At 71.7% G+C, this 18,120-nt stretch carries 14 protein-coding genes; 5 read left to right on the top strand and 9 right to left on the bottom strand.

The annotated features are described in order from the left end of the window. Positions 1 to 60: 60 nt before the first annotated feature. The 3 genes from OHB01_RS10365 to OHB01_RS10355 all read left to right on the top strand — a co-directional run bounded on the left by OHB01_RS10365 (position 61) and on the right by OHB01_RS10355 (position 3,039). Positions 61 to 1,335, top strand: a complete 1,275-nt coding sequence (locus tag OHB01_RS10365; RefSeq protein WP_142650011.1) for a cytochrome ubiquinol oxidase subunit I — start codon at positions 61 to 63, stop codon at positions 1,333 to 1,335. 13 nt (positions 1,336 to 1,348) lie between these two features. Then, positions 1,349 to 2,371 (top strand): cytochrome d ubiquinol oxidase subunit II, encoded by a 1,023-nt coding sequence (cydB, locus tag OHB01_RS10360; RefSeq protein ID WP_328855262.1) that lies wholly within the window; start codon positions 1,349 to 1,351, stop codon positions 2,369 to 2,371. Positions 2,372 to 2,520: 149 nt separating this feature from the next. Further along, on the top strand, positions 2,521 to 3,039 hold the full coding sequence (locus tag OHB01_RS10355; protein ID WP_142650013.1) for a hypothetical protein: 519 nt from the start codon (positions 2,521 to 2,523) through the stop codon (positions 3,037 to 3,039). A gap of 12 nt (positions 3,040 to 3,051) precedes the next feature. Here OHB01_RS10355 and OHB01_RS10350 read toward each other — a convergent pair whose 3' ends face one another. Both OHB01_RS10350 and OHB01_RS10345 read right to left on the bottom strand, forming a co-directional pair. After that, entirely contained in the window at positions 3,052 to 4,098 is a 1,047-nt protein-coding gene (locus tag OHB01_RS10350; RefSeq protein ID WP_142650014.1) for a glucose 1-dehydrogenase, read from the bottom strand. A 572-nt stretch (positions 4,099 to 4,670) separates the two neighbouring features. Then, a complete protein-coding gene (locus OHB01_RS10345; RefSeq protein WP_328855261.1) occupies positions 4,671 to 5,087 on the bottom strand; it encodes a helix-turn-helix domain-containing protein in 417 nt (138 codons plus the stop codon). Positions 5,088 to 5,137: 50 nt separating this feature from the next. On the opposite strand from OHB01_RS10345, the gene OHB01_RS10340 reads away from it, so the two are divergent. Further along, positions 5,138 to 6,034 carry an NAD(P)-dependent oxidoreductase gene (locus OHB01_RS10340; protein ID WP_142650015.1) on the top strand — a complete coding sequence of 299 codons (897 nt, stop codon included), beginning with the start codon at positions 5,138 to 5,140 and terminating at the stop codon, positions 6,032 to 6,034. Positions 6,035 to 6,566: 532 nt separating this feature from the next. On the opposite strand, the gene argG is transcribed toward OHB01_RS10340, so the two are convergent. The 3 genes from argG to OHB01_RS10325 all read right to left on the bottom strand — a co-directional run bounded on the left by argG (position 6,567) and on the right by OHB01_RS10325 (position 10,390). Beyond that, on the bottom strand, positions 6,567 to 8,015 hold the full coding sequence (gene argG / locus OHB01_RS10335) for an argininosuccinate synthase (protein ID WP_142650016.1): 1,449 nt from the start codon (positions 8,013 to 8,015) through the stop codon (positions 6,567 to 6,569). An 88-nt stretch (positions 8,016 to 8,103) separates the two neighbouring features. Continuing rightward, positions 8,104 to 9,300: an ROK family transcriptional regulator gene (locus OHB01_RS10330; RefSeq protein ID WP_142650017.1), complete on the bottom strand. Its 1,197-nt coding sequence runs from the start codon at positions 9,298 to 9,300 to the stop codon at positions 8,104 to 8,106. 262 nt (positions 9,301 to 9,562) lie between these two features. After that, on the bottom strand, positions 9,563 to 10,390 hold the full coding sequence (locus tag OHB01_RS10325) for an SDR family NAD(P)-dependent oxidoreductase (protein WP_328855260.1): 828 nt from the start codon (positions 10,388 to 10,390) through the stop codon (positions 9,563 to 9,565). A gap of 91 nt (positions 10,391 to 10,481) precedes the next feature. On the opposite strand from OHB01_RS10325, the gene OHB01_RS10320 reads away from it, so the two are divergent. Then, complete coding sequence (locus tag OHB01_RS10320; protein ID WP_142650019.1) at positions 10,482 to 11,375, top strand: helix-turn-helix domain-containing protein; 894 nt, start codon at positions 10,482 to 10,484, stop codon at positions 11,373 to 11,375. Here the strand turns inward: OHB01_RS10320 and OHB01_RS10315 are convergent. From OHB01_RS10315 to OHB01_RS10300, 4 genes are all read right to left on the bottom strand, one after another. Continuing rightward, entirely contained in the window at positions 11,343 to 11,972 is a 630-nt protein-coding gene (locus OHB01_RS10315) for a TetR/AcrR family transcriptional regulator (protein ID WP_260617403.1), read from the bottom strand. The genes OHB01_RS10320 and OHB01_RS10315 overlap by 33 nt on opposite strands. A gap of 47 nt (positions 11,973 to 12,019) precedes the next feature. Further along, complete coding sequence (locus OHB01_RS10310) at positions 12,020 to 13,228, bottom strand: cytochrome P450 (RefSeq protein WP_328855259.1); 1,209 nt, start codon at positions 13,226 to 13,228, stop codon at positions 12,020 to 12,022. Between the two features lie 131 nt (positions 13,229 to 13,359). After that, positions 13,360 to 13,662 carry an STAS domain-containing protein gene (locus OHB01_RS10305; protein ID WP_142650022.1) on the bottom strand — a complete coding sequence of 101 codons (303 nt, stop codon included), beginning with the start codon at positions 13,660 to 13,662 and terminating at the stop codon, positions 13,360 to 13,362. Beyond that, a complete protein-coding gene (locus OHB01_RS10300; protein WP_328855258.1) occupies positions 13,662 to 17,831 on the bottom strand; it encodes a SpoIIE family protein phosphatase in 4,170 nt (1,389 codons plus the stop codon). The genes OHB01_RS10305 and OHB01_RS10300 overlap by 1 nt, the downstream gene beginning before the upstream one ends. Positions 17,832 to 18,120 lie beyond the last annotated feature (289 nt).

Below are 18,120 nucleotides of genomic sequence, written 5' to 3'. Positions count from 1 at the left end.
CCCATGCCCCGGTCCTCTCGCCGCCGGTGACGGGCGAACGTCGACGACGGGCGGACACCGGTGACGGACGAGACGCTGGCACGCCTCCAGTTCGCGACGACGGCCGGCTTCCACTGGCTGTTCGTCATGCTCACCCTCGGCCTCGCCCCGTTGATCGCGGTGATGCACACCCGGCACGCCCTCCGGGGCGCACCGCTCCTGGAGCGCATGACCCGGTTCTGGGGACAGATCTACGTCGTGAACTACGCACTGGGCGTCGTCACCGGCCTGGTCATGGAGTTCCAGTTCGGGCTGGCCTGGAGCGGGCTGGCCGAGTACGCCGGCAACGTCTTCGGCGCTCCGCTCGCACTGGAGACGATCGTCGCCTTCTTCGCCGAGTCCACCTTCCTGGGCATGTGGATCTTCGGCTGGGGGAAGCTGCCCAAGGCGGTGCACGTCACGCTGATCTGGCTGGTCACCCTCACCGCGTACGCCTCGGCGTACTGGATCATGGTGGCCAACGGCTTCCTGCAGCACCCGGTGGGGCACGAAGTGCGCGGCGGCGTCGCCTACCTCACCGACTTCGGCGCCCTGCTCACCAACCCCAACGCGATCAACGCGCTGGTGCACGCGGCCACCGCCGCGCTGATGACCGGTGGAGTGTTCGTGGCGGGGGTGAGCTCCTACCACTTCCTCAAGCGCACGGCGGAGCGGGAGTTCTTCCGCGCCTCGCTGCGGCTCGGTCTGTTCGTGGCCACGCCCGCGGCGTTCGTGGCGCTCTACTACGGGTTCGTGCAGATCCCGACGCTCGTGGACACCCAGCCGATGAAGGCGGCGACCCTGCAGGGCCACATCGACGACCTCGGCTCCCTGCGCGTCGAGGACGTGCAGGCGCACCTGGTGCAGCGGTTCGGCGCGGGCGACTACCGGCCGCCCGCCTGGATCGCCACCGCCTTCGACGTCATGCAGGACGTCGGCTATCTGATCTTCCTGCTGATCGTCGTGGCCCTCGTCCTGCTCTACCGGGACTGGTACCTCCGGTTCCGCCCGGCGGCCTACCTGATGCTGGTCGCCGTCCCCCTGCCCTTCGTCGCCGCGCTCGGCGGATGGCTGCTGCGCGAGGTGGGGCGCCAGCCGTGGGCGGTGTACGGCGAGCTCACAACGGCCGCCGCGCGGTCGCCCGTCGGCTCGATGACGGCGTCCCTGATCCTGTTCTGCGGGGTGTTCCTCGCGCTTGCGGTCGCCGATGTGGCGCTGATCGTCCGGTACGCCCGCCGCGGCCCGGCAGGCACCGACCTGGGGGGCGCACCCGGCGACGGGCAGCCGGAGCGGCCCGCCTCGTCGCTCGCTTTGTGAAACAGGAGCCCTCGTGACTTTCGGACTCGTGTGGCCGGCCCTGCTCGGGCTGCTGCTCGCCGGTTATTTCGTCCTGGCCGGCTTCGACTACGGCGTGCAGATGCTCGCTCCCCGGCTCGGCCGCGACGACCGCGAGCGGCGCGCGCTGCTCAACGCCTTCGGCCCGTTCTTCCTCGGCAACGAGGTCTGGCTGGTGGCCGCGGCGGGCGTGCTGTTCGGCGCCTTCCCCTTGCTGGAAGGGCGGCTGCTGTCCGGGATGTACTTCCCGTTCGCGGCGATCCTGGTCGGCATCGTCGTCGGCAACACCGCCGTACAGTTGCGCAGCCGCCACCGGAGCGCCACGGCACGCCGGCTCTGGGATGGGTTGATCTTCCTGGGCGGGCTGGTGCCCGCCGTGGGGTGGGGGCTCGTGACCGGCCGCCTCCTCGCCGGGGTGCCGCTGGACGCCCGGAACGTCTTCTCGATCGGACCGGCCGACCTGCTCCACCCCTTCGTGCTGCTGTGCGGCGCCACGACCACGGCGGTGTTCCTCGCGCACGGGGCGGCCTTCCTGGCCTGGCGAACCGGCGGCGCGCCGGGCGCGCGGGCCGCGCGGGCCGGCTGCCGCGCCCTGCTCGTGGCGGCCGTGGCGGCGGCGGCCGTCCTCGTCACCGGCTTCCTCTCCTCGGCGCGGCACGCCCTCGTCAACCCGTGGCCCGCCCTCGCGACGGGCGGGGCCCTTGTGGTCGTGCTCCTCACCGGGGCGGCTCTGCTGCGCGCGGGCCGTACGGGCCGTGCCTTCGCCGCGACCTCGTGTGCGGCCGCCCTGCCCGTCGTGGCACTCGGTGCGGGCCTGCACCCCTTCGCGCTGGTCACCTCCGGCGCCCCCGGCACCTCCGGCACCGGCCTGCGGCTGGCGGAGGCGATGGCGGATGCGGGCACCCTGCGGATTCTGACGGTCTTCGCCGCGGTCATGGTGCCGCTGATGGTGCTTTCCCAGGTCTGGAACTGGTGGATGTTCCGCGACCGGGCCGGTCGTACGCGGACGTACCTGTAGCTCCTTCGTCCACGAGTTCGCCGAGTGGCTCGACGTGCTCGGCCCGGTTCCGTTCACGACCCGGAAGACGTACGGCGGTCTGTCTGGTTCCGCCCGCCTGGGGCGTACGCATGTGCTGAAATATGCCAGTGAATCGGACGAGGCAGGCGATGGGTGAGATCCTCGTCTACCTTTTCGCGGCCTTCCTGATCACCGGTGGCGTGCTGGCGTTCTCCTACGTGCCCAGCGGCGAAATGGTCTCCTACACCGGCGACTACGAGCCGCTGCGCGGGGTGCAGATGAGCGCCGCCTACCACTCGATCCTCGACATCGGCTTCGACGAACGCGGCCTGCTCGCGCGGCAACTGCACCATCGCTGCGCGATCCTGCTCGGCCTGGGGGCCGTCGTCTGGGCCCTGCTCGGCCGGTTCCGGTATGCGCTCCCGGTGCTGGGCCTGGCCGCGGTCGCCGCACTCGGCGGCTACGGGTCCACCGACGACCTGCTCTCCGGCACCTTCCTGGCCAGGGTGCCCATTCCCGTCTGGTACGGCCTGCACCTCGTGGCGGCGCTCGGCGTGGGCGCCCTGCTGGTGGTCTCCTCCCGCCGGGAGGCCGCCCGGCAGCCCAGGACGGGGGGCTTCATAGCGGTGACCCTCGGCCTCACCGCCATGCTGATCTTCCTGGTGTGAACGGCGGAGCCGTCACAGCTCGATGACGACCTTGACGTCCTGCGGCCCGGCGGTGAAGGCGTCGTGGAACGCCTCCAGCGGCACCCTGCGGCTGATCAGCCGGTTCAGCCAGGCGAGGTCGGCCCTGGCCAGGGCGTCGGCCGCGCCGGCATAGTGGCCGAGGTTGGCGTTGACCGAGCCGATGAGCACGTCGTTCTGTAGCACGATGTCGCGGTTGAGGCCGCCCGCGTCGAGCGTGATCCGGCGCCCGGCCGAGGAGACGCCGGTCAGACAGACGATGCCGTACGGCGCGGTGTTGGCGGCCACGGCGAAGATGACCGGTCCTGCGCCGGTCGCCTCGATCACCACGTCGGGGCTCACCTTCGCGGCGACCTCTCCGGCGTCCCCGGCGTGGTAGACCGCGCCGAGGTCCCGTACGAGGGCCGGTTTGGGGCCGTCCGTGACCCGGTCGAGGACGTGCACCTCCAGCCCGCGCTGCACGCCGAGCAGCGCCGCGAGCAGGCCGATCGGCCCCGCGCCGGTGACCAGCGCGGTCTTCGGCGCGAACCAGGCCCGGGCACCGACCTTCTCCACCTCGTCCCACGCCTTGGCGACGACGCTGGTCGGTTCGAGGAGCATTCCGACGTCGGCCAGCCGGGGATCCAGCCGGACGGCGTATCCGGGCTCGACCACCCAGCTCTGGCCGGCATATCCGTCCAGTTCCTTGATGCCGCGCTCGGTGTAACGGCCGTTGCGGCACATGTCGAACTGCCCGTGCGCGCAGGCGCCGCACGGCACCGGGTCGGGCCGCCGGACCACTCCGACCACGAGATCCCCCGGGGCGAAGCCGCTGCCGGACGGCGCCTGCCGCACCCTGCCCAGCGACTCGTGGCCGATGACCAGGCGGTCGCGGCCGGGCGGGGCCCAGCCGTACTCCCCGGCGGCGATCTCCTTGTCCGTGCCGCACACGCCGACGGCGAGACCCTCGACGAGCAGGTCACCCTCGCCCGGCTCCGGCTCGGGGACGTCGGTGACGGCCAGGGAGTCCTTCTGCGACGGGATGACGGTGAGAGCGCGCATCAGCGCTCACCTCCAACGTGTTCGCGGCCGTGCGCGACGTGCCCGGCAGCCGCCTCGGAACCAGCGTAGGTTGATCGACTCATCGCGTCCCATCAGGGCCGCCCTGCGCGGCTCGCCGTGTCCGGCGGCCGTGTGCAGGCCGCCGCACAAGGGCCGCCGTGTCCGGGCCGCCGCGCAAGGGCCGCCGTGTGGAGGCCGCCGTGTGGAGGCCGCCGTGTCCGGGTCGCCGCGCAAGGGCCGTCGTGTCCGGGCCGCCGTGTGGAGGCCGCCATGCCGGGGCCGCCGTGTGCAGGTCGCCCGCCAAAGGTCGTCGAGCAGGCCGTAGTCCTCGATCCGCTGTGCCACCGATCTTCCCCCTCCGGCGGTCGATCTCGCCGTCGCGGACAAGGGCCGGGCTACCCGGACAACGGAAACGTATGCACTGGACGGAGAACGGCGTCCTGTGCAGGGCTTCGCGGCCTACCCACCTTTTTGTGGGTACTTGTCGGGCCGGGACGGGCGGCGTGAAGCTTGGTTGCGGGCAGCCGGAAGGCCGCCTGAGTCCAGGCGAGAACGGGGGTGACGGCGATGTCTCAGGAGACCGGGAGAGGCCCTGCCTGCGCCTCCGTCTTTCCAGACGGCCAATCCCCAGACGGCACTTCCCCGGACGGCGTCTCCCGGGCCAGCTTCTCCAGGCGGCGATGTCCCCAGTCGGACAGCGGCGCCAGCGCCTCGGAGAGGTCACGACCGAAATCGGTCAGTGAGTACACCGTCTTCAGCGGGCGGCCGTCGTACACCTCACGGTGCACCAGCCCGTCGGATTCCATTTCCCTGAGCGTCTGAGTCAGCACCTTCTCGGTGAGGCCCGGCAGCCGCCGGAGCAGCTCGCCGGGACGACGCGGAGCGGATTCCAGCAGCCAGAGCAGGATCGTCTTCCACTTGCCGTCGATCACCGCGATCGCGGCGGTGACCCCGCAGACGTTCGGGTCTTCGGCGCGGCTACGCGTCATCTTTCCATCCCGTTCAGCGCTATCGCTGTCATGCATGCAGGAGTCGAGACATGAGCCAGCACGTCCACCAGTCTGCCGTCACCGTGCTCGGTCTGGGACCGATGGGCCGCGCCTTGGCCGGGGCCTTCCTGGACGCCGGCATCCGCACCACGGTCTGGAACCGGACGCCGGGCAAAGACCAGCAGTTGACCGAGCGTGGCGCGTACAGCGCCCCCACGCCGGAGTCGGCGGTCGCCGCGAGCGAGGTGACCGTGATCTGCGTGGTGAACTACGACGCCGCGGACGCCGTCGTACGGCGTGACGCTGTCGCCGGCGCGCTCCGGGGACGCACCCTCGTGAACCTGACCGCCGACACGCCAGGCCGCGCCCGGAGCACCGCGGCCTGGGCCACCGAGCACGGCATCGGATATCTCGACGGCGCGATCATGACGCCGACCACGACCATCGGCACCCCGGCCGCGGCGTTCCTGCACAGCGGCCCGGAGGAGCTCTACCGGCGGCACCGGCCGCTCCTGGAGGCCCTCGGCGGCACGCACACCCATCTCGGCGAGGACATCGGCCGGGCGGCGGCCTACGACATCGCGCTGCTCGACGTCTTCTGGACCGCGATGGCGGGCTACGCGCACGCGCTGGCGGTGGCACGGGCCGAAGGGGTCAAAGCGCGGGAGCTGGCGCCGTTCGCCAAGGGCATCGGCGCGATCCTGCCGCCGATCTTCGAGGAGGCGGCGGCGGAAGTGGACAGCGGCGGCTTCTCCGGCGAGGGCAACCCGATCACCTCGGCGGCCTCGTCCATCGCCCACATCATCGAGACCTCCGAGGCCCACGGCATCGACGCGAGCGTGATGCGCGCGGCCCAAGGCTGGGCCCGCCGCGTCATCGCACAGGGCCACGGCGCCGACGGGTTCACCCGGATCACCGAGCTCCTCACTCCCCGCGCCCACACCTGACCCGGCTCCCCGGTGTCCCCGGCCCGGTTTCCGTAAGTCGAAGGGGCACCCGGCCGCTCCCAGCTCCCGGTCTCCGTACGGCGAAGAGGCGCCCGGCCGTTCCCGGCCCGGCACGTCCCCACCTGGCTTCCCCGGTGCTTCCGGGGCTCGTCCCCGGCCAGACTGCCAGACGTTCCCGGCCCGGCACGTCCCCACCTGGCTTCCCCGGTGCTTCCGGGGCTCGTCCCCGACCGGACTGCCGGACGTTCCCGATCCGGCTGATCCGGGCCCCGGGATCCCGCACGCCCCCGGGCCCGGCTGCCGGATGTCTCGCACCCGGTCCCCGTACGGCGAAGGGGCGTCCGGCGGCACCGGGCGCCCCAGTCGTGGTGAGTCCTCGAAGATCCCGAACGCCACGACGTCCTCCTGATGCGGGTGCGGGCTCGGTGTCCCGCATACGCATCGAGGAGGACGTCAAGTCCGGCCGTACCGGCCTGAGCCGTGGTCGGTCGGTCCTGTGATCAGTCAGTGGCGTGATCAGTCGGTGGCATGGTCAGTCGGTGCCGAGCTCCATGGCGGCCTGGTCGAGGAGCTCCTCCTCGGTGGAGACCTCGCCGCGAGAGGCGATCGCCTCGGCTCCGCCCTCGGGCATCGCGCCGATCAGCCCGGTCGACGCCGCCTGGGCGGCTCCGATCAGCGCCGGCTGCTGGCTGCCGACCATGCCGAGCCTGGCGTACTGCTCCAGTTTGGAGCGGGAGTCGGCGATGTCGAGGTTGCGCATCGTCAGCTGCCCGATGCGGTCCACCGGACCGAAGGCGGAGTCTTCGGTGCGCTCCATGGAGAGCTTGTCCGGGTGGTAGCTGAACGCGGGCCCGGACGTGTCCAGCACGGAGTAGTCCTCACCACGCCGCAGCCGCAGGGTCACCTCGCCGGTGACCGCCATGCCGACCCAGCGCTGCAGCGACTCGCGCAGCATCAGCGCCTGCGGGTCCAGCCAGCGGCCCTCGTAGAGCAGCCGGCCCAGCCGCCGCCCCTCGATGTGGTAGCTGGCGAGGGTGTCCTCGTTGTGGATCGCGTTGACCAGCCGCTCGTAGGCCGCGTGCAGCAGGGCCATGCCCGGCGCCTCGTAGATGCCCCGGCTCTTGGCCTCGATGATCCGGTTCTCGATCTGGTCGGACATGCCCAGGCCGTGACGGCCGCCGATGGCGTTGGCCTCCAGCACCAGATCGACGGCGGAGGGGAACTCCTTGCCGTTGATCGTCACCGGACGTCCCTGCTCGAAGCCGATCGTGACGTCCTCGGTCGCGATCTCGACGGAGGGGTCCCAGAAACGCACACCCATGATGGGCTCGACGATCTCGATGCCCGTGTCGAGGTGCTCAAGAGACTTGGCCTCGTGAGTGGCGCCCCAGATGTTCGCGTCGGTGGAGTAGGCCTTCTCCACACTGTCCCGGTAGGGCAGCCCGTGCGCGAGCAGCCACTCGGACATCTCCTTGCGCCCGCCGAGCTCGTTGACGAAGTCGGCGTCCAGCCACGGCTTGTAGATCCGCAGGGAGGGGTTGGCGAGCAGACCGTAACGGTAGAACCGCTCGATGTCGTTGCCCTTGAAGGTGGAGCCGTCTCCCCAGATCTGCACCCCGTCTTCGAGCATCGCGCGCACCAGCAGGGTGCCGGTGACGGCCCGCCCGAGCGGGGTGGTGTTGAAGTACGTGCGGCCGCCGGACCTGATGTGGAAGGCCCCGCAGGCCAGAGCCGCGAGCCCCTCCTCGACCAGGGCCGCCCGGCAGTCGACCAGCCGGGAGATCTCCGCGCCGTACGCGGTGGCACGCCCCGGCACCGAGGCGATGTCAGGTTCGTCGTACTGGCCGATTTCGGCGGTGTAGGTGCACGGCACTGCACCCTTCTCCCGCATCCACGCGACCGCTACCGAAGTGTCGAGGCCACCGGAGAAGGCGATCCCGACACGCTCGCCGACAGGCAGAGAAGTGAGCACCTTGGACACGAGTAGAATATATACACGGGAATGCATGATCATGCAATCCCGTGCGCAGCGGATCTCGGCGGGAGCGGACCCCCGAGGCCGGCGTCGATCACCGGGAGAAGCCGTAGACCTCCTCACTCACGAGCCTGGCCGCGCCGATGACGCCGGCCTGCGGGCCGAGATCGCTCATCGCGATCGGCAGGTTCCTGGTGGCGAGAGGCAGCGAACGGCGGTAGATCGCGCCGCGGATCTCCGCGAGGAGGATGTGACCCAGTTGCGTGAGGCCACCGCCCAGCACGATGAGGCTCGGGTTGAAGAACGACACCAGGCCCGCCAGCACCTCGCCCACGCGCCGTCCGCCGTCGCGCACCATCTGGACGGACGCCGCGTCACCGGCGGCGACCGCCTCTCCCACCTGCGCGGCGGTCAGCGTGCCGTCGCGTTCGAGGAACTCCTTGAGCAGGGGCGAGCGCCCGGACCTGGCCGCGGCGAGCGCCTGTCGCGCCAGCGCGTCACCGCCGAAGGACGCCTCCAGGCATCCCGTGTTGCCGCACGCGCAGATCTCGTCGGAGCCGGTGACCGGTATGTGCCCGATATCCCCCGCGCACCCGTCCATGCCGCGATAGAGCTCACCCTTGGCCACGATTCCGCAGCCGATGCCCGAGCCGACCTTCACGTACAGGAAGTTCTCGGCGGTGCTCGCCGAGCCGGCGTGTTGTTCGCCCAAGGCCATTACATTGACGTCGTTGTCCAGTAAGACCGGGCAGTCGAACCGCCCGCCGATGACATCGCGGACCGGATAACCGTCCCACCCCGGCATGATCGGTGGCGACACCGGGATACCGCGGGAGAAGTCCACCGGTCCGGGCACACCGACACCGACGCCCATCGGCTTGTCCACGCCCAATTTCTGGAGCAGCGCCCGGCTCTGTTCCATGGCGAGTTCGAGCACGGGCTCGGGGCCCTGACGCACATCGCATTGCGTGCGTTCGAACGCGAGGACGCGCAGCCTGCCGTCGGTGATCGCGGCGGACACCGAGGTCGCGCCGATGACGATGCCGACGAACCGCACCCGGCCGGCCAGATCGATGACGGTCGACCTGCGCCCTCCACGAGACGCGGCCGGTCCGATTTCCTCGACGAGTTTCAGCGCCGTAAGCCGGCCGAGTTCCGCCCCGATCGTCGTACGTGACACTTCGAAGTGTTCCGACAGCTGAATGCGGGATTGCGGGCCCGCGTCACGCAATCGCGTAAGTATTTTGGCCTGGAGCCGCGTTTCGGCTCGCCCTGGCACCGAAGTCTCCACCTGCCAAGTTTCTCATCCGAGGACGCCTCTGACGTCATCCTCTGACGTCATCCGCGCGCAGTCCGGCGTCGGCCGAAATCTCGCCTTGATCACTAGTCGGAGACGCATTTGTGAGGAACTCCCGATCAGACCCGCGGACCCGCTCCGCAATGAAACTTTCATTGCCACCTCGGCGTAACTCCGGCGTTTCGTCAGGCCGCGTTCGGCGACCCGGCCGATGTTTTCCCCGGCCGGACCCGAGAGCCGGGGAACCGCCGCGCGCTCACCCGTCGGCGGACTCGGAGAGGGAGCGCCACTCCCGCCAGGTGTCCAGGCGTTCGGAATAGACCCGCTCGGCGATCGGCAGGCAGTAGCTCCCCAGGAACAGGCGCAGCGGGGGCCGTTCCGCGTCCACGACCGCGAGGACCGCCTCGGCCGTGACCTCGGGGTCGATCGGCGCCCTGCCCGCCGCGGCGGCCCGGCGGGCCTGCCTGACCTGCTCGTACGCGGCGTGCGGCTCGGCGTGGACGGCCGAAGAGCCGCTCCAGTCGGTGCCGTACGGGCCGGGCTCGATGATCGTCACCTTGATCCCATGTGGGGCGACCTCCTGGGCGAGCGACTCGCTGAACGCCTCCAGGCCCCATTTCGACGCGTTGTAGAGCCCGAGCATGGGGAACGCGGCGACGCCGCCGATGCTCGACACCTGCAGGAAGTGGCCCCGCCCACGCTCCCGCATCCCGGGCAGCGCGGCCTGGGTGACCCAGAGCGCGCCGAGCAGGTTCGTCTCCAGCTGGGCCCTCGCCTGGGCCTCGGTGACCTCCTCCACCGCGCCGAAAAGGCCGTATCCGGCGTTGTTGACGACGACGTCGATCCCGCCGAAGCGCTCGGCCCCACGGGCGACCGCGGCGAAGGCGGCGTCCCGGTCGGTGACGTCGAGCGGCAACGGGAGGATCGCGTCGCCGAACTCGTCGGCGAGCGGCTTCAGCGTGGAAACGTCGCGGGCCGTCGCGACGACCCGGTCGCCGCGCCGCAGCGCCGCCCGCGTCCACACGTCGCCGAAGCCGCGGGACGCCCCCGTGATGAACCAGGTGATTGCGTTTTCTGTGCTCATGTCCATCGACTCTGCCCCGCACGGGACGGCACAGCCATCACCCCGGCAGGGTCACCATCACCCGCCGGTGCTGCGTACAGTGGCGGGTGACATGCCCGGCACCAACGCTCTCGGCAGCTTTCTCAAGGCCCGCCGCGCGCTCGTACGCCCGGAGGACGCCGGGCTGCCCGCGATCGGCCGGCGCCGCGTGGCCGGGCTGCGCCGCGACGAGCTGGCCACGCTCGCGGGCGTCAGCCTCGCCTATCTGACCCGGCTTGAGCAGGGCAGGGACCGCAATCCCTCCGAGCAGGTGCTCGACGCGCTCGGCGCCGCCCTGCGCCTCGACGCCGACCTCACGGCCCACCTGCACGCCCTGGCCCGAGACGCGTCGAGACCGAACGGCGGCCCGCCCCGCCGGCCGCGGGAGCAGCCTGCCCCCGGAGCCGGGGATCTCCTCGACGCGTGGGCAGGCATACCCGCCTACCTGCGAGGACGGCGGTTCGACGTGCTGGCCGCCAACGCGGCGGCGATCGCCCTCGCGCCCATGTATCGGCCCGGCCGCAACCTCGTGCGAGACGTCTTCCTCGATCCCGGCGCGCGGGCGCTGTTCCCCCGGTGGGACGCGGTCGCGGCCGGCTCGGTCGCCGCGCTCCGGGCCGTGGCCGGCGCCGACCTCGACGACCCGGCCCTGCGCGAGCTGGTCGAGGAGCTGTCGGCGGCCTCCGACGACTTCCGCCGCCTGTGGGAACGCCATGACGTCCGCCCGACGCGGAACGAGACGAAGGAGTTCGCCCATCCCGTCGCCGGGCGGCTCGTGCTGCGGCGGCACAGCCTTGCGGTCGGCGGGACGGACGGCCAGGTCGTGATCGCCTACCAGGCCGATCCGGGAACGCCCTCGGCCGCCGCGCTGGCCGGGCTCACCGCTCCGGATCACGCTGCGGCCATCCACGTGGCAGAGCCCCGGCCGCCCGCGTCACACGGGCCAGCCGCCTCGTTTGCGCGGTGACCTGAGCGGCACGGCGTCCGGCAGCGGGGTGGCCGCGCCGGGCGACAGGGCGTCGAGGACGAGCGCGAGGTAGCGCCGCCAGCCGTCGCTGCCGGGCTCCATCGTCCACAGCACGCCCATCAGCATGACCATGATCCTCGGCAGGTCGTCGGCGACGAGGTCGGCGCGGATGAGACCGGCCTCCTGCCCGCGCCGGGCCAGCAGGGTCAGCGACTCGATGAACGGGCTGCTCGCCTCGGCGGTGACGGCGCCGGAGTTCCGGGCGGCGGCCAGGGTGTTGCGCTCCCGGTCCGCCGAGGACATCGCCGCCTCCAGCACGGTGGCCAGAGCGCGGCGGGGATCGTCGTCGCCGAGCGCCCGTTCGATGGCGGGGGCGATCTCCTCGGCGAAGCTCTGGTCGAGGGCCGCCCTGACCAGGCCCGCCTTGTCGGGAAAATGGCGATAGAGGGTAGCGATGCCGACACCGGCGCGGCGGGCGATATCTTCGAGCAGCGCGTCGGGCCCCTGCTCGGCCCAGACCTCCCGGGCCGCGCGCAGGATCCTCCCCGAGTTGCGTGCGGCGTCGGCGCGCAGCCGTCGCGAGGTCTCGGTGGTCACGCCCACAGGATAGCCAAAAAATGATAGGCGACTATCGATAAGCCCCGTCAGGGCCGGTCCCACGTGACAAGCATGTGCTCGGGGCCCCGGGTGGACAACCCCGTCTTCCACACGACGTCGTCCTCGGAGCCGGCGAGGCGGAGCCCGGGCAGCCGGGTGAGCAGCGTACGCAGCGCGACCTGCAGCTCCATCCGGGCGAGCGGGGCGCCGAGGCAGTGGTGCGCCCCGTGCCCGAACCCCACGTGCGAGGCCTGCTGACGGTCGAGTTCGAGGTCGTCGGGGTTCGTGTAGACCGACTCGTCGCGGTTGGCCGATATCAGGCTCACGACCACCGGCTCACCGGCGCGCACCATGACGCCGCCCAGCTCGACGTCCTCCAGTGCGTAGCGCGCGATGGACGCGCCGCCGCCGAGCGGGACGAAGCGCATCAGCTCCTCGACTGCCCTGGGGATCAGGTCGAGGTCGGCGCGCAGCGCCGCGAGCTGCCCGGGATGGGTGAGCAGCACGTAGACGAAGTTGGGGATCTGCGTGGCCGTGGTCTCGTGGCCGGCGACCAGCAGCGCCTCGGCCAGCGACAGCATCTCCTCCTCCGACAGCCGCTCCTCGTCGTCGCGGGCCGCGACGAGCGCGCTGAGCAGGTCGTCCTTCGGAGCCTCGCGGCGCTGGGCGATGAGCCCCGCCATGTAGTCCCGGAGCAGCCCCATGCAGCGCACCACCTCGTCCGGGGTGAACCGCGTCGTGGACAGCAGCGCGTCCGACCAGGTGCGGAAGTCGACCCGGTCTTCGACGGGCACGCCCAGCAACTCGCAGATGACCGTGATCGGCAGCGGCAGCCCGAAGTCCTCGACGAGGTCGGCCGGGGCGCCCTTGCCGAGCATCGCGCCCACGAGACCGTCGGCGATCTCCTGGGTGCGGGGCCGCAGCAGCTCGACCCGCCGTACGGTGAACGCCTTCGACACCAGCCTCCGCAGCCTGCTGTGCTCGGGCGGGTCGAAGCTGAGGATGCTGCCGGGGCGGGACCGGTGGGGCCGCATCCGCGGCTCGTCACGGCCGATCGCCGCGGCCCGGCTGAACCGCGCGTCACCGAGCACGACCTTGACGTCCTCGTAGCGGGTCGCGAGCCACGCGGGCTCCCCGTACGGCAGCCGGACCCGGCACAGCGGTTCCTCCTGCCGCAAGCGGGAGAAGAGGGGATCCACATCCAGCCGGTCCGTCTGTCCGAAGGGGAAGATCCGGGGTTCGACAGTGGTCATCATGCCTCCCAGAGCGGATCGCCGTTCACCACGATTCGTCGAGTCGCCACTTGATAGTCAACTCTCACATGACTCGTGTAAAGAGATCAACGCAAGCGAGAGCAAAATCTCACTTGAAGGAGGCAGGACGGGTCCTATCGGGCGCCGGAGTCCCCCTCGGCGACGGTGACGAGGTCCGCCAGCCCGGAGATGGTCAGTACGGGGGTCAGCAGGGGGTTGGCGATGAGCGCGATGTGGTCGGCGTGCGCGAACAGCACGCTCAGGCCCGCGCTGTCGAGATATTCGACCGAGGTGAGGTCGATGACGACGGGCCCCGGGGTGCTCTCAAGAGCCGCCGCGAGGGCGTCGGTGTTGCTCATGTCGATCTCGCCGGCCGCGGTCAGGAGAGCGACGCCGTCCGGGCGAACCCCAGGGGTGATGGTCAGGGGTGTGGTCATCAGGCGATCCTCATCTGCATGTCGACGGTGGTCCCGTACGGGCCGGGGGTGATGGTGACCTGCTGCATCATGGCGCGCATGAGCGCGACGCCGCGCCCGCGGTGGGAGTTGGCCTCGGGCTCGGGGGACTTCCAGCGGCCGCTGTCGGCGACGGTGAGGCGCAGGTTGTCGACCGACGCCTCGACCCGCAGGCGGACGATCTCACCGGGGGCGTGCCGGTGGCCGTGCTCGATGGCGTTCGCGCACGCCTCACCCGCCGCGACCAGGACGTTCTGGACGATCTGGGTCGGCAGGTCGCACTGGCCGAGCCAGCTCCGCAGCGCCTTGCGTACCGGCGCGAGCTGGGACGACTCCGCCGGGAAGGTCACCTCCAGCGGGGCCGGGTGCCGATAGAGCAGCAGCGCGACGTCGTCGTCGTAGCCGTCCGCGGGCGCAAGGCGGATCATCACGTGCGTGGCGAGGTCGTCGACGGCGACGTTCCTGCCGTCCTGTACGGCCTGACTGGCCTGGTCGATGCCCGAATAGAGCGGACGGCGGCGGCGCTCGACCAGGCCGTCCGTGTAGAGCATGAGCGTGGCGCGCGGGGGGATGACCGTCTCGCTCTCCGGGCGGGCCGCCCCCGACCGTACGGCGAGCGGCACCGAACGCCCGCCGTCGAGCAGGCCCGTGCTGCCGTCGGGGTGGGCGAGGATCCCCGGCGGGTGCCCGGCGCTGGAGTAGGACAGGCGCCCGGTCTCCGGATCGAGGACGGCGCAGAAGACGGTGGTGCACCGGGCCCCGGGGACACCGGCGGCGAACTGGTCCAGGGCCATGAGCACGCGGGCCGGGCTGTCGTCCTGCAGCAGCAGCGCGCGGCACGCGCTGCGCAGCTGTCCCATCACGGCGGCGGCCTGCACCCCGCGCCCGACGCAGTCGCCGACGACGATGCCGATGCGCCCGCCGGGCAAGGCGACGGTGTCGTACCAGTCGCCGCCGACCTCCAGGGGCCGGGTGGCGGGCTCGTAGCGTACGGCGAACCCGTCGGGAAGCCGGGCGGGGCCGAGGATGGCGCGCTGCAGCGCGATGGCGGTCTCGCGTTGCTGGTCGATCTGGTGGGCGCGCACAAGGCCCTGGGCCAGACGTCCGGCCAGCAGCGACAGCAGCACCTGGTCCTCACCCGTGAAGGGCCGGTGGCCGCCCAGGTCGATCCACAGGGCGAGCTGTCCCTCGGGGTGCTCCAGCAGGATGCCGGCCCCGTCGCGCTCGGTGACCGGTGTGAGCAGCGGCCGTCGCAGCAGATCGGCGAGCGCCCGGCGGCGTTCGCCCGGCAGCCCGTGCCAGTCCACCGGCCCGCCCTCGACGGTCAGGGACGGCTCCTCGCCCTGGCCGAAGACCGCGGCGACGACCGACGTCGCACGCCACAGGCCGCGCAGCTCCCGCAGGGCGCCGGTCAGCGCGTCGGAGAGGCTCGCCGCCTGGGACAGGCCGGTGCTCAGCGAGGCGAGGGCGCTCTCGCGCTGGATGGCGTAGTGCTCGGCGGTGACGTCGCGGAAGGTGCCGACGACGACACGCCGCCCGGTGTCGGGATCCTGCGCCTCGTTGAAGGTCACGCTGATCCACAGCCGGTGCCCGTCGCGGTGGACGACCGGGATGGTGTGGCTGCCCCGGCCCGGGCCGAGCAGGCCGCTGAAGGCGTCGGCGACCTGCTGGTAGGCCTCGGGATCGGCGGCGTCCGGCCACCACGGATGGATCGGCGTGTAGGGCAGGTTCTCCGGGCCGTAGCCGAGGATGTCGGTGAAGGCGCTGTTGATCTCGATGACGGCACCCTGCTCGTCGCAGACGAAGAACGCCTCCTGCAGCGAGTCGACCAGCGCGCTGCGCCAGCGCGCCTGGTGCTGGCGCAGCCGTGCCATGTCCATGTTCGCCCGCACCCGCGCGAGCAGCTCCGCGGCGGCGAAGGGCTTGACCAGGTAGTCGTCGGCCCCGGCCTGCAGGCCCTCGATCGACGCCTCCTGGCCCGCCCGGGCCGACAGCAGCACCACGGGCACGGCGGCGGTGCGCGGATCGGACCGCAGCGCCGCGACCAGGGACAGCCCGTCGAGGCGCGGCATCATCACGTCGCTGATCACGACGTCGGGCGCGTCCGCGCGTACGGCGTCCAGGGCCTCCATGCCGTCGCTCGCGGTGCCGACGAGATATCCGGCGCCCTTGAGGAGTCGGACGAGATAGCCGCGCATGTCGGCGTTGTCGTCGGCGACCAGCACACGCGCCGGGGCGGCCGAGCTCCCCGGCCGGATGGCGGAGCCGTCGTGCGACGGCAGCTCCATGCCGTTCCCGGCGGGCTCGCCGTCCTCGTCCGCGGGCAGCCAGCGCAGCGCCTCTTCGACGTACGGATCCGCGGCGGTGGCGCCCGCCCCGGTGCCGGCCGTGATGATCGACTCGGCGGGCAGGTGCGCGGAGCCGTACGGCAGGCGGATGGTGAAACGGGTGCCCGCACCCTCGGCGCTGTCGGCGCTGATCGTGCCGCCGTGCAGGCCGACCAGCTCCTGCACGAGGGCCAGCCCGATGCCGCTTCCCTCGTTGGAGCGCGAGCGCGCGTTCTCGATGCGGTGGAACCGCTCGAACAGCCGCGGCAGCTCGTCGGCCGGGACGCCGACGCCCGTGTCGGTGACGGTCACCACGGCGTGGTCGTCCTCGCCGCGCACGGTGACGCCGATCGCGCCCTCGAAGGTGAACTTCAACGCGTTGCTGAGCAGGTTGAGCACCACCTTCTCCCACATGCCGAGGTCGATGTAGACCGGCTCGTCCAGGGGAGGGCAGTCGACCCGGAACTCCAGGCCCGCCTTGTCGATCGCGGAGCGGAAGAGGCTGGCCAGCTCGGCCGTGACGGCGGCCAGATCGACCGGCTCATAGCCGGCCTGCATGCGGCCGGCCTCGATGCGGGAGAAGTCGAGCAGGGTGTTGACCAGCTTGCCGAGCCGCAACCCGTTGCGGCGGATGACCTCCAGCTCCTCGCGCACCTGCGGGTCCGCTCCGTGCAGCCGGGCGCGCAGCTCCTCCACCGGCCCCATGATCAGGGTCAGCGGCGTGCGGAACTCGTGGCTGATGTTGGAGAAGAAGACGGTCTTCGCACGGTCGAGCTCGGCCAGCTCCTCCGCCCGCCGCTGCTGGGCCTGATAGCTGCGGGCGCTCGCGACGCCCGCCGCGACGTGCCCCGCCGCCAGCTCGATGAACCCGCGATACGCCTCGTCCAGCGGCCGATAGCGGTTGAGCGCGGCCACCAGGAACCCGTACGGCGCGCTGCCCTGCTGGAGCAGCGGCACCACCAGCGCCTGCGCGGGCGGCTCCGGCCAGGCTCCGGCCGGAAGACCGGCGAACGGCGCGCCGTCGAGCGGCACGATCACCGGCTCCCCCCGGGCCGGCGCCGCCACGGGCCACACCGTGCCGGGGTCGCCGGCCGCCAGGGTGAGCGGGGCGGCCGGGTGCCCGGCGGCGATGCCGGTCACCCCGGCCAGCCGCGCGCCGCCGCCGTCCTGGAACAGATAGGTCAGTGTGAACGGCAGGTCGTAGAGGTTGCGGCCGAGCTGCCGGCAGGCGAACCCGAGCATCTCCTGCTCGGTGCGGACCACGCTGGGGTCGGAGCCGAGATCCCGCAGCGTCGCCATGCGCCGCTCGCCGATGACCCGCTCGGTCTCCTCGCTGACGACGCACAGCATGCCGACCACGGCGCCCGAGTCGTCGCGAAGGGGGCTGTAGGAGAACGTGTGGTAGCTCTCCTCCGGATAGCCGGCCCGCTCCAGGACCAGCAGCAGCGCCTCGTCCCAGGTGGCCTGCCCGGTGGCCAGCACGGTGTCGATCCGCGGGCCGATGTCGTCCCAGATCTCCGCCCAGACCTCGGCGGCGGGCCGACCGAGCGCCCATGGATATTTCCGGCCCAGCGTGTCGCGCCGGTAGGCGGCGTTGCAGAAGAAGGTCAGCTCCGGCCCCCACGCCATCCACATGGAGAACCGGGACGACAGCAGGATGCTCACCGCCGTCTGCAGGCTCTGCGGCCACTCCTCCGGCGGCCCGAGCGGGGTGGCCCGCCAGTCCACCGACGCCAGATCACGGCCGACCTCGTCCTCGGCGGCGAACACCCCGGCCCCGGCCGCCTCCGGCGGCCCCTGCTCAGCGTCATCACAGCGCGTCACTTGACACCCTCTCGTTCACGCCGAGCCCGGCCCACCCGCGCCGGACCCCGCCATGCCGTTGCCGTGCTACTGCCACGCGGCGGGTCCCGCAAAAGTCGGGTGACACGTTCGGAGCAGGATATCCGGCCCCCCGAACCCGGATGGATCCGTACGGAATGCTCATCGGCGGCCTGACGGCACGACCGAGGTAGGACTTGTGGGGTTCTACGCTGAGCTGGACACGTCCTGGCGGCGTTTCCCCCGCGCCGCCGCGCACACGGCACCGCCGCGACGAGAACCCGGCGCGCGG

Source organism: Microbispora hainanensis (genome assembly GCF_036186745.1).
Taxonomy (GTDB): domain Bacteria; phylum Actinomycetota; class Actinomycetes; order Streptosporangiales; family Streptosporangiaceae; genus Microbispora.
The sequence above is the reverse complement of the archived record's forward strand: the minus strand, read 5'-3'. Positions and strand labels throughout refer to the sequence as shown.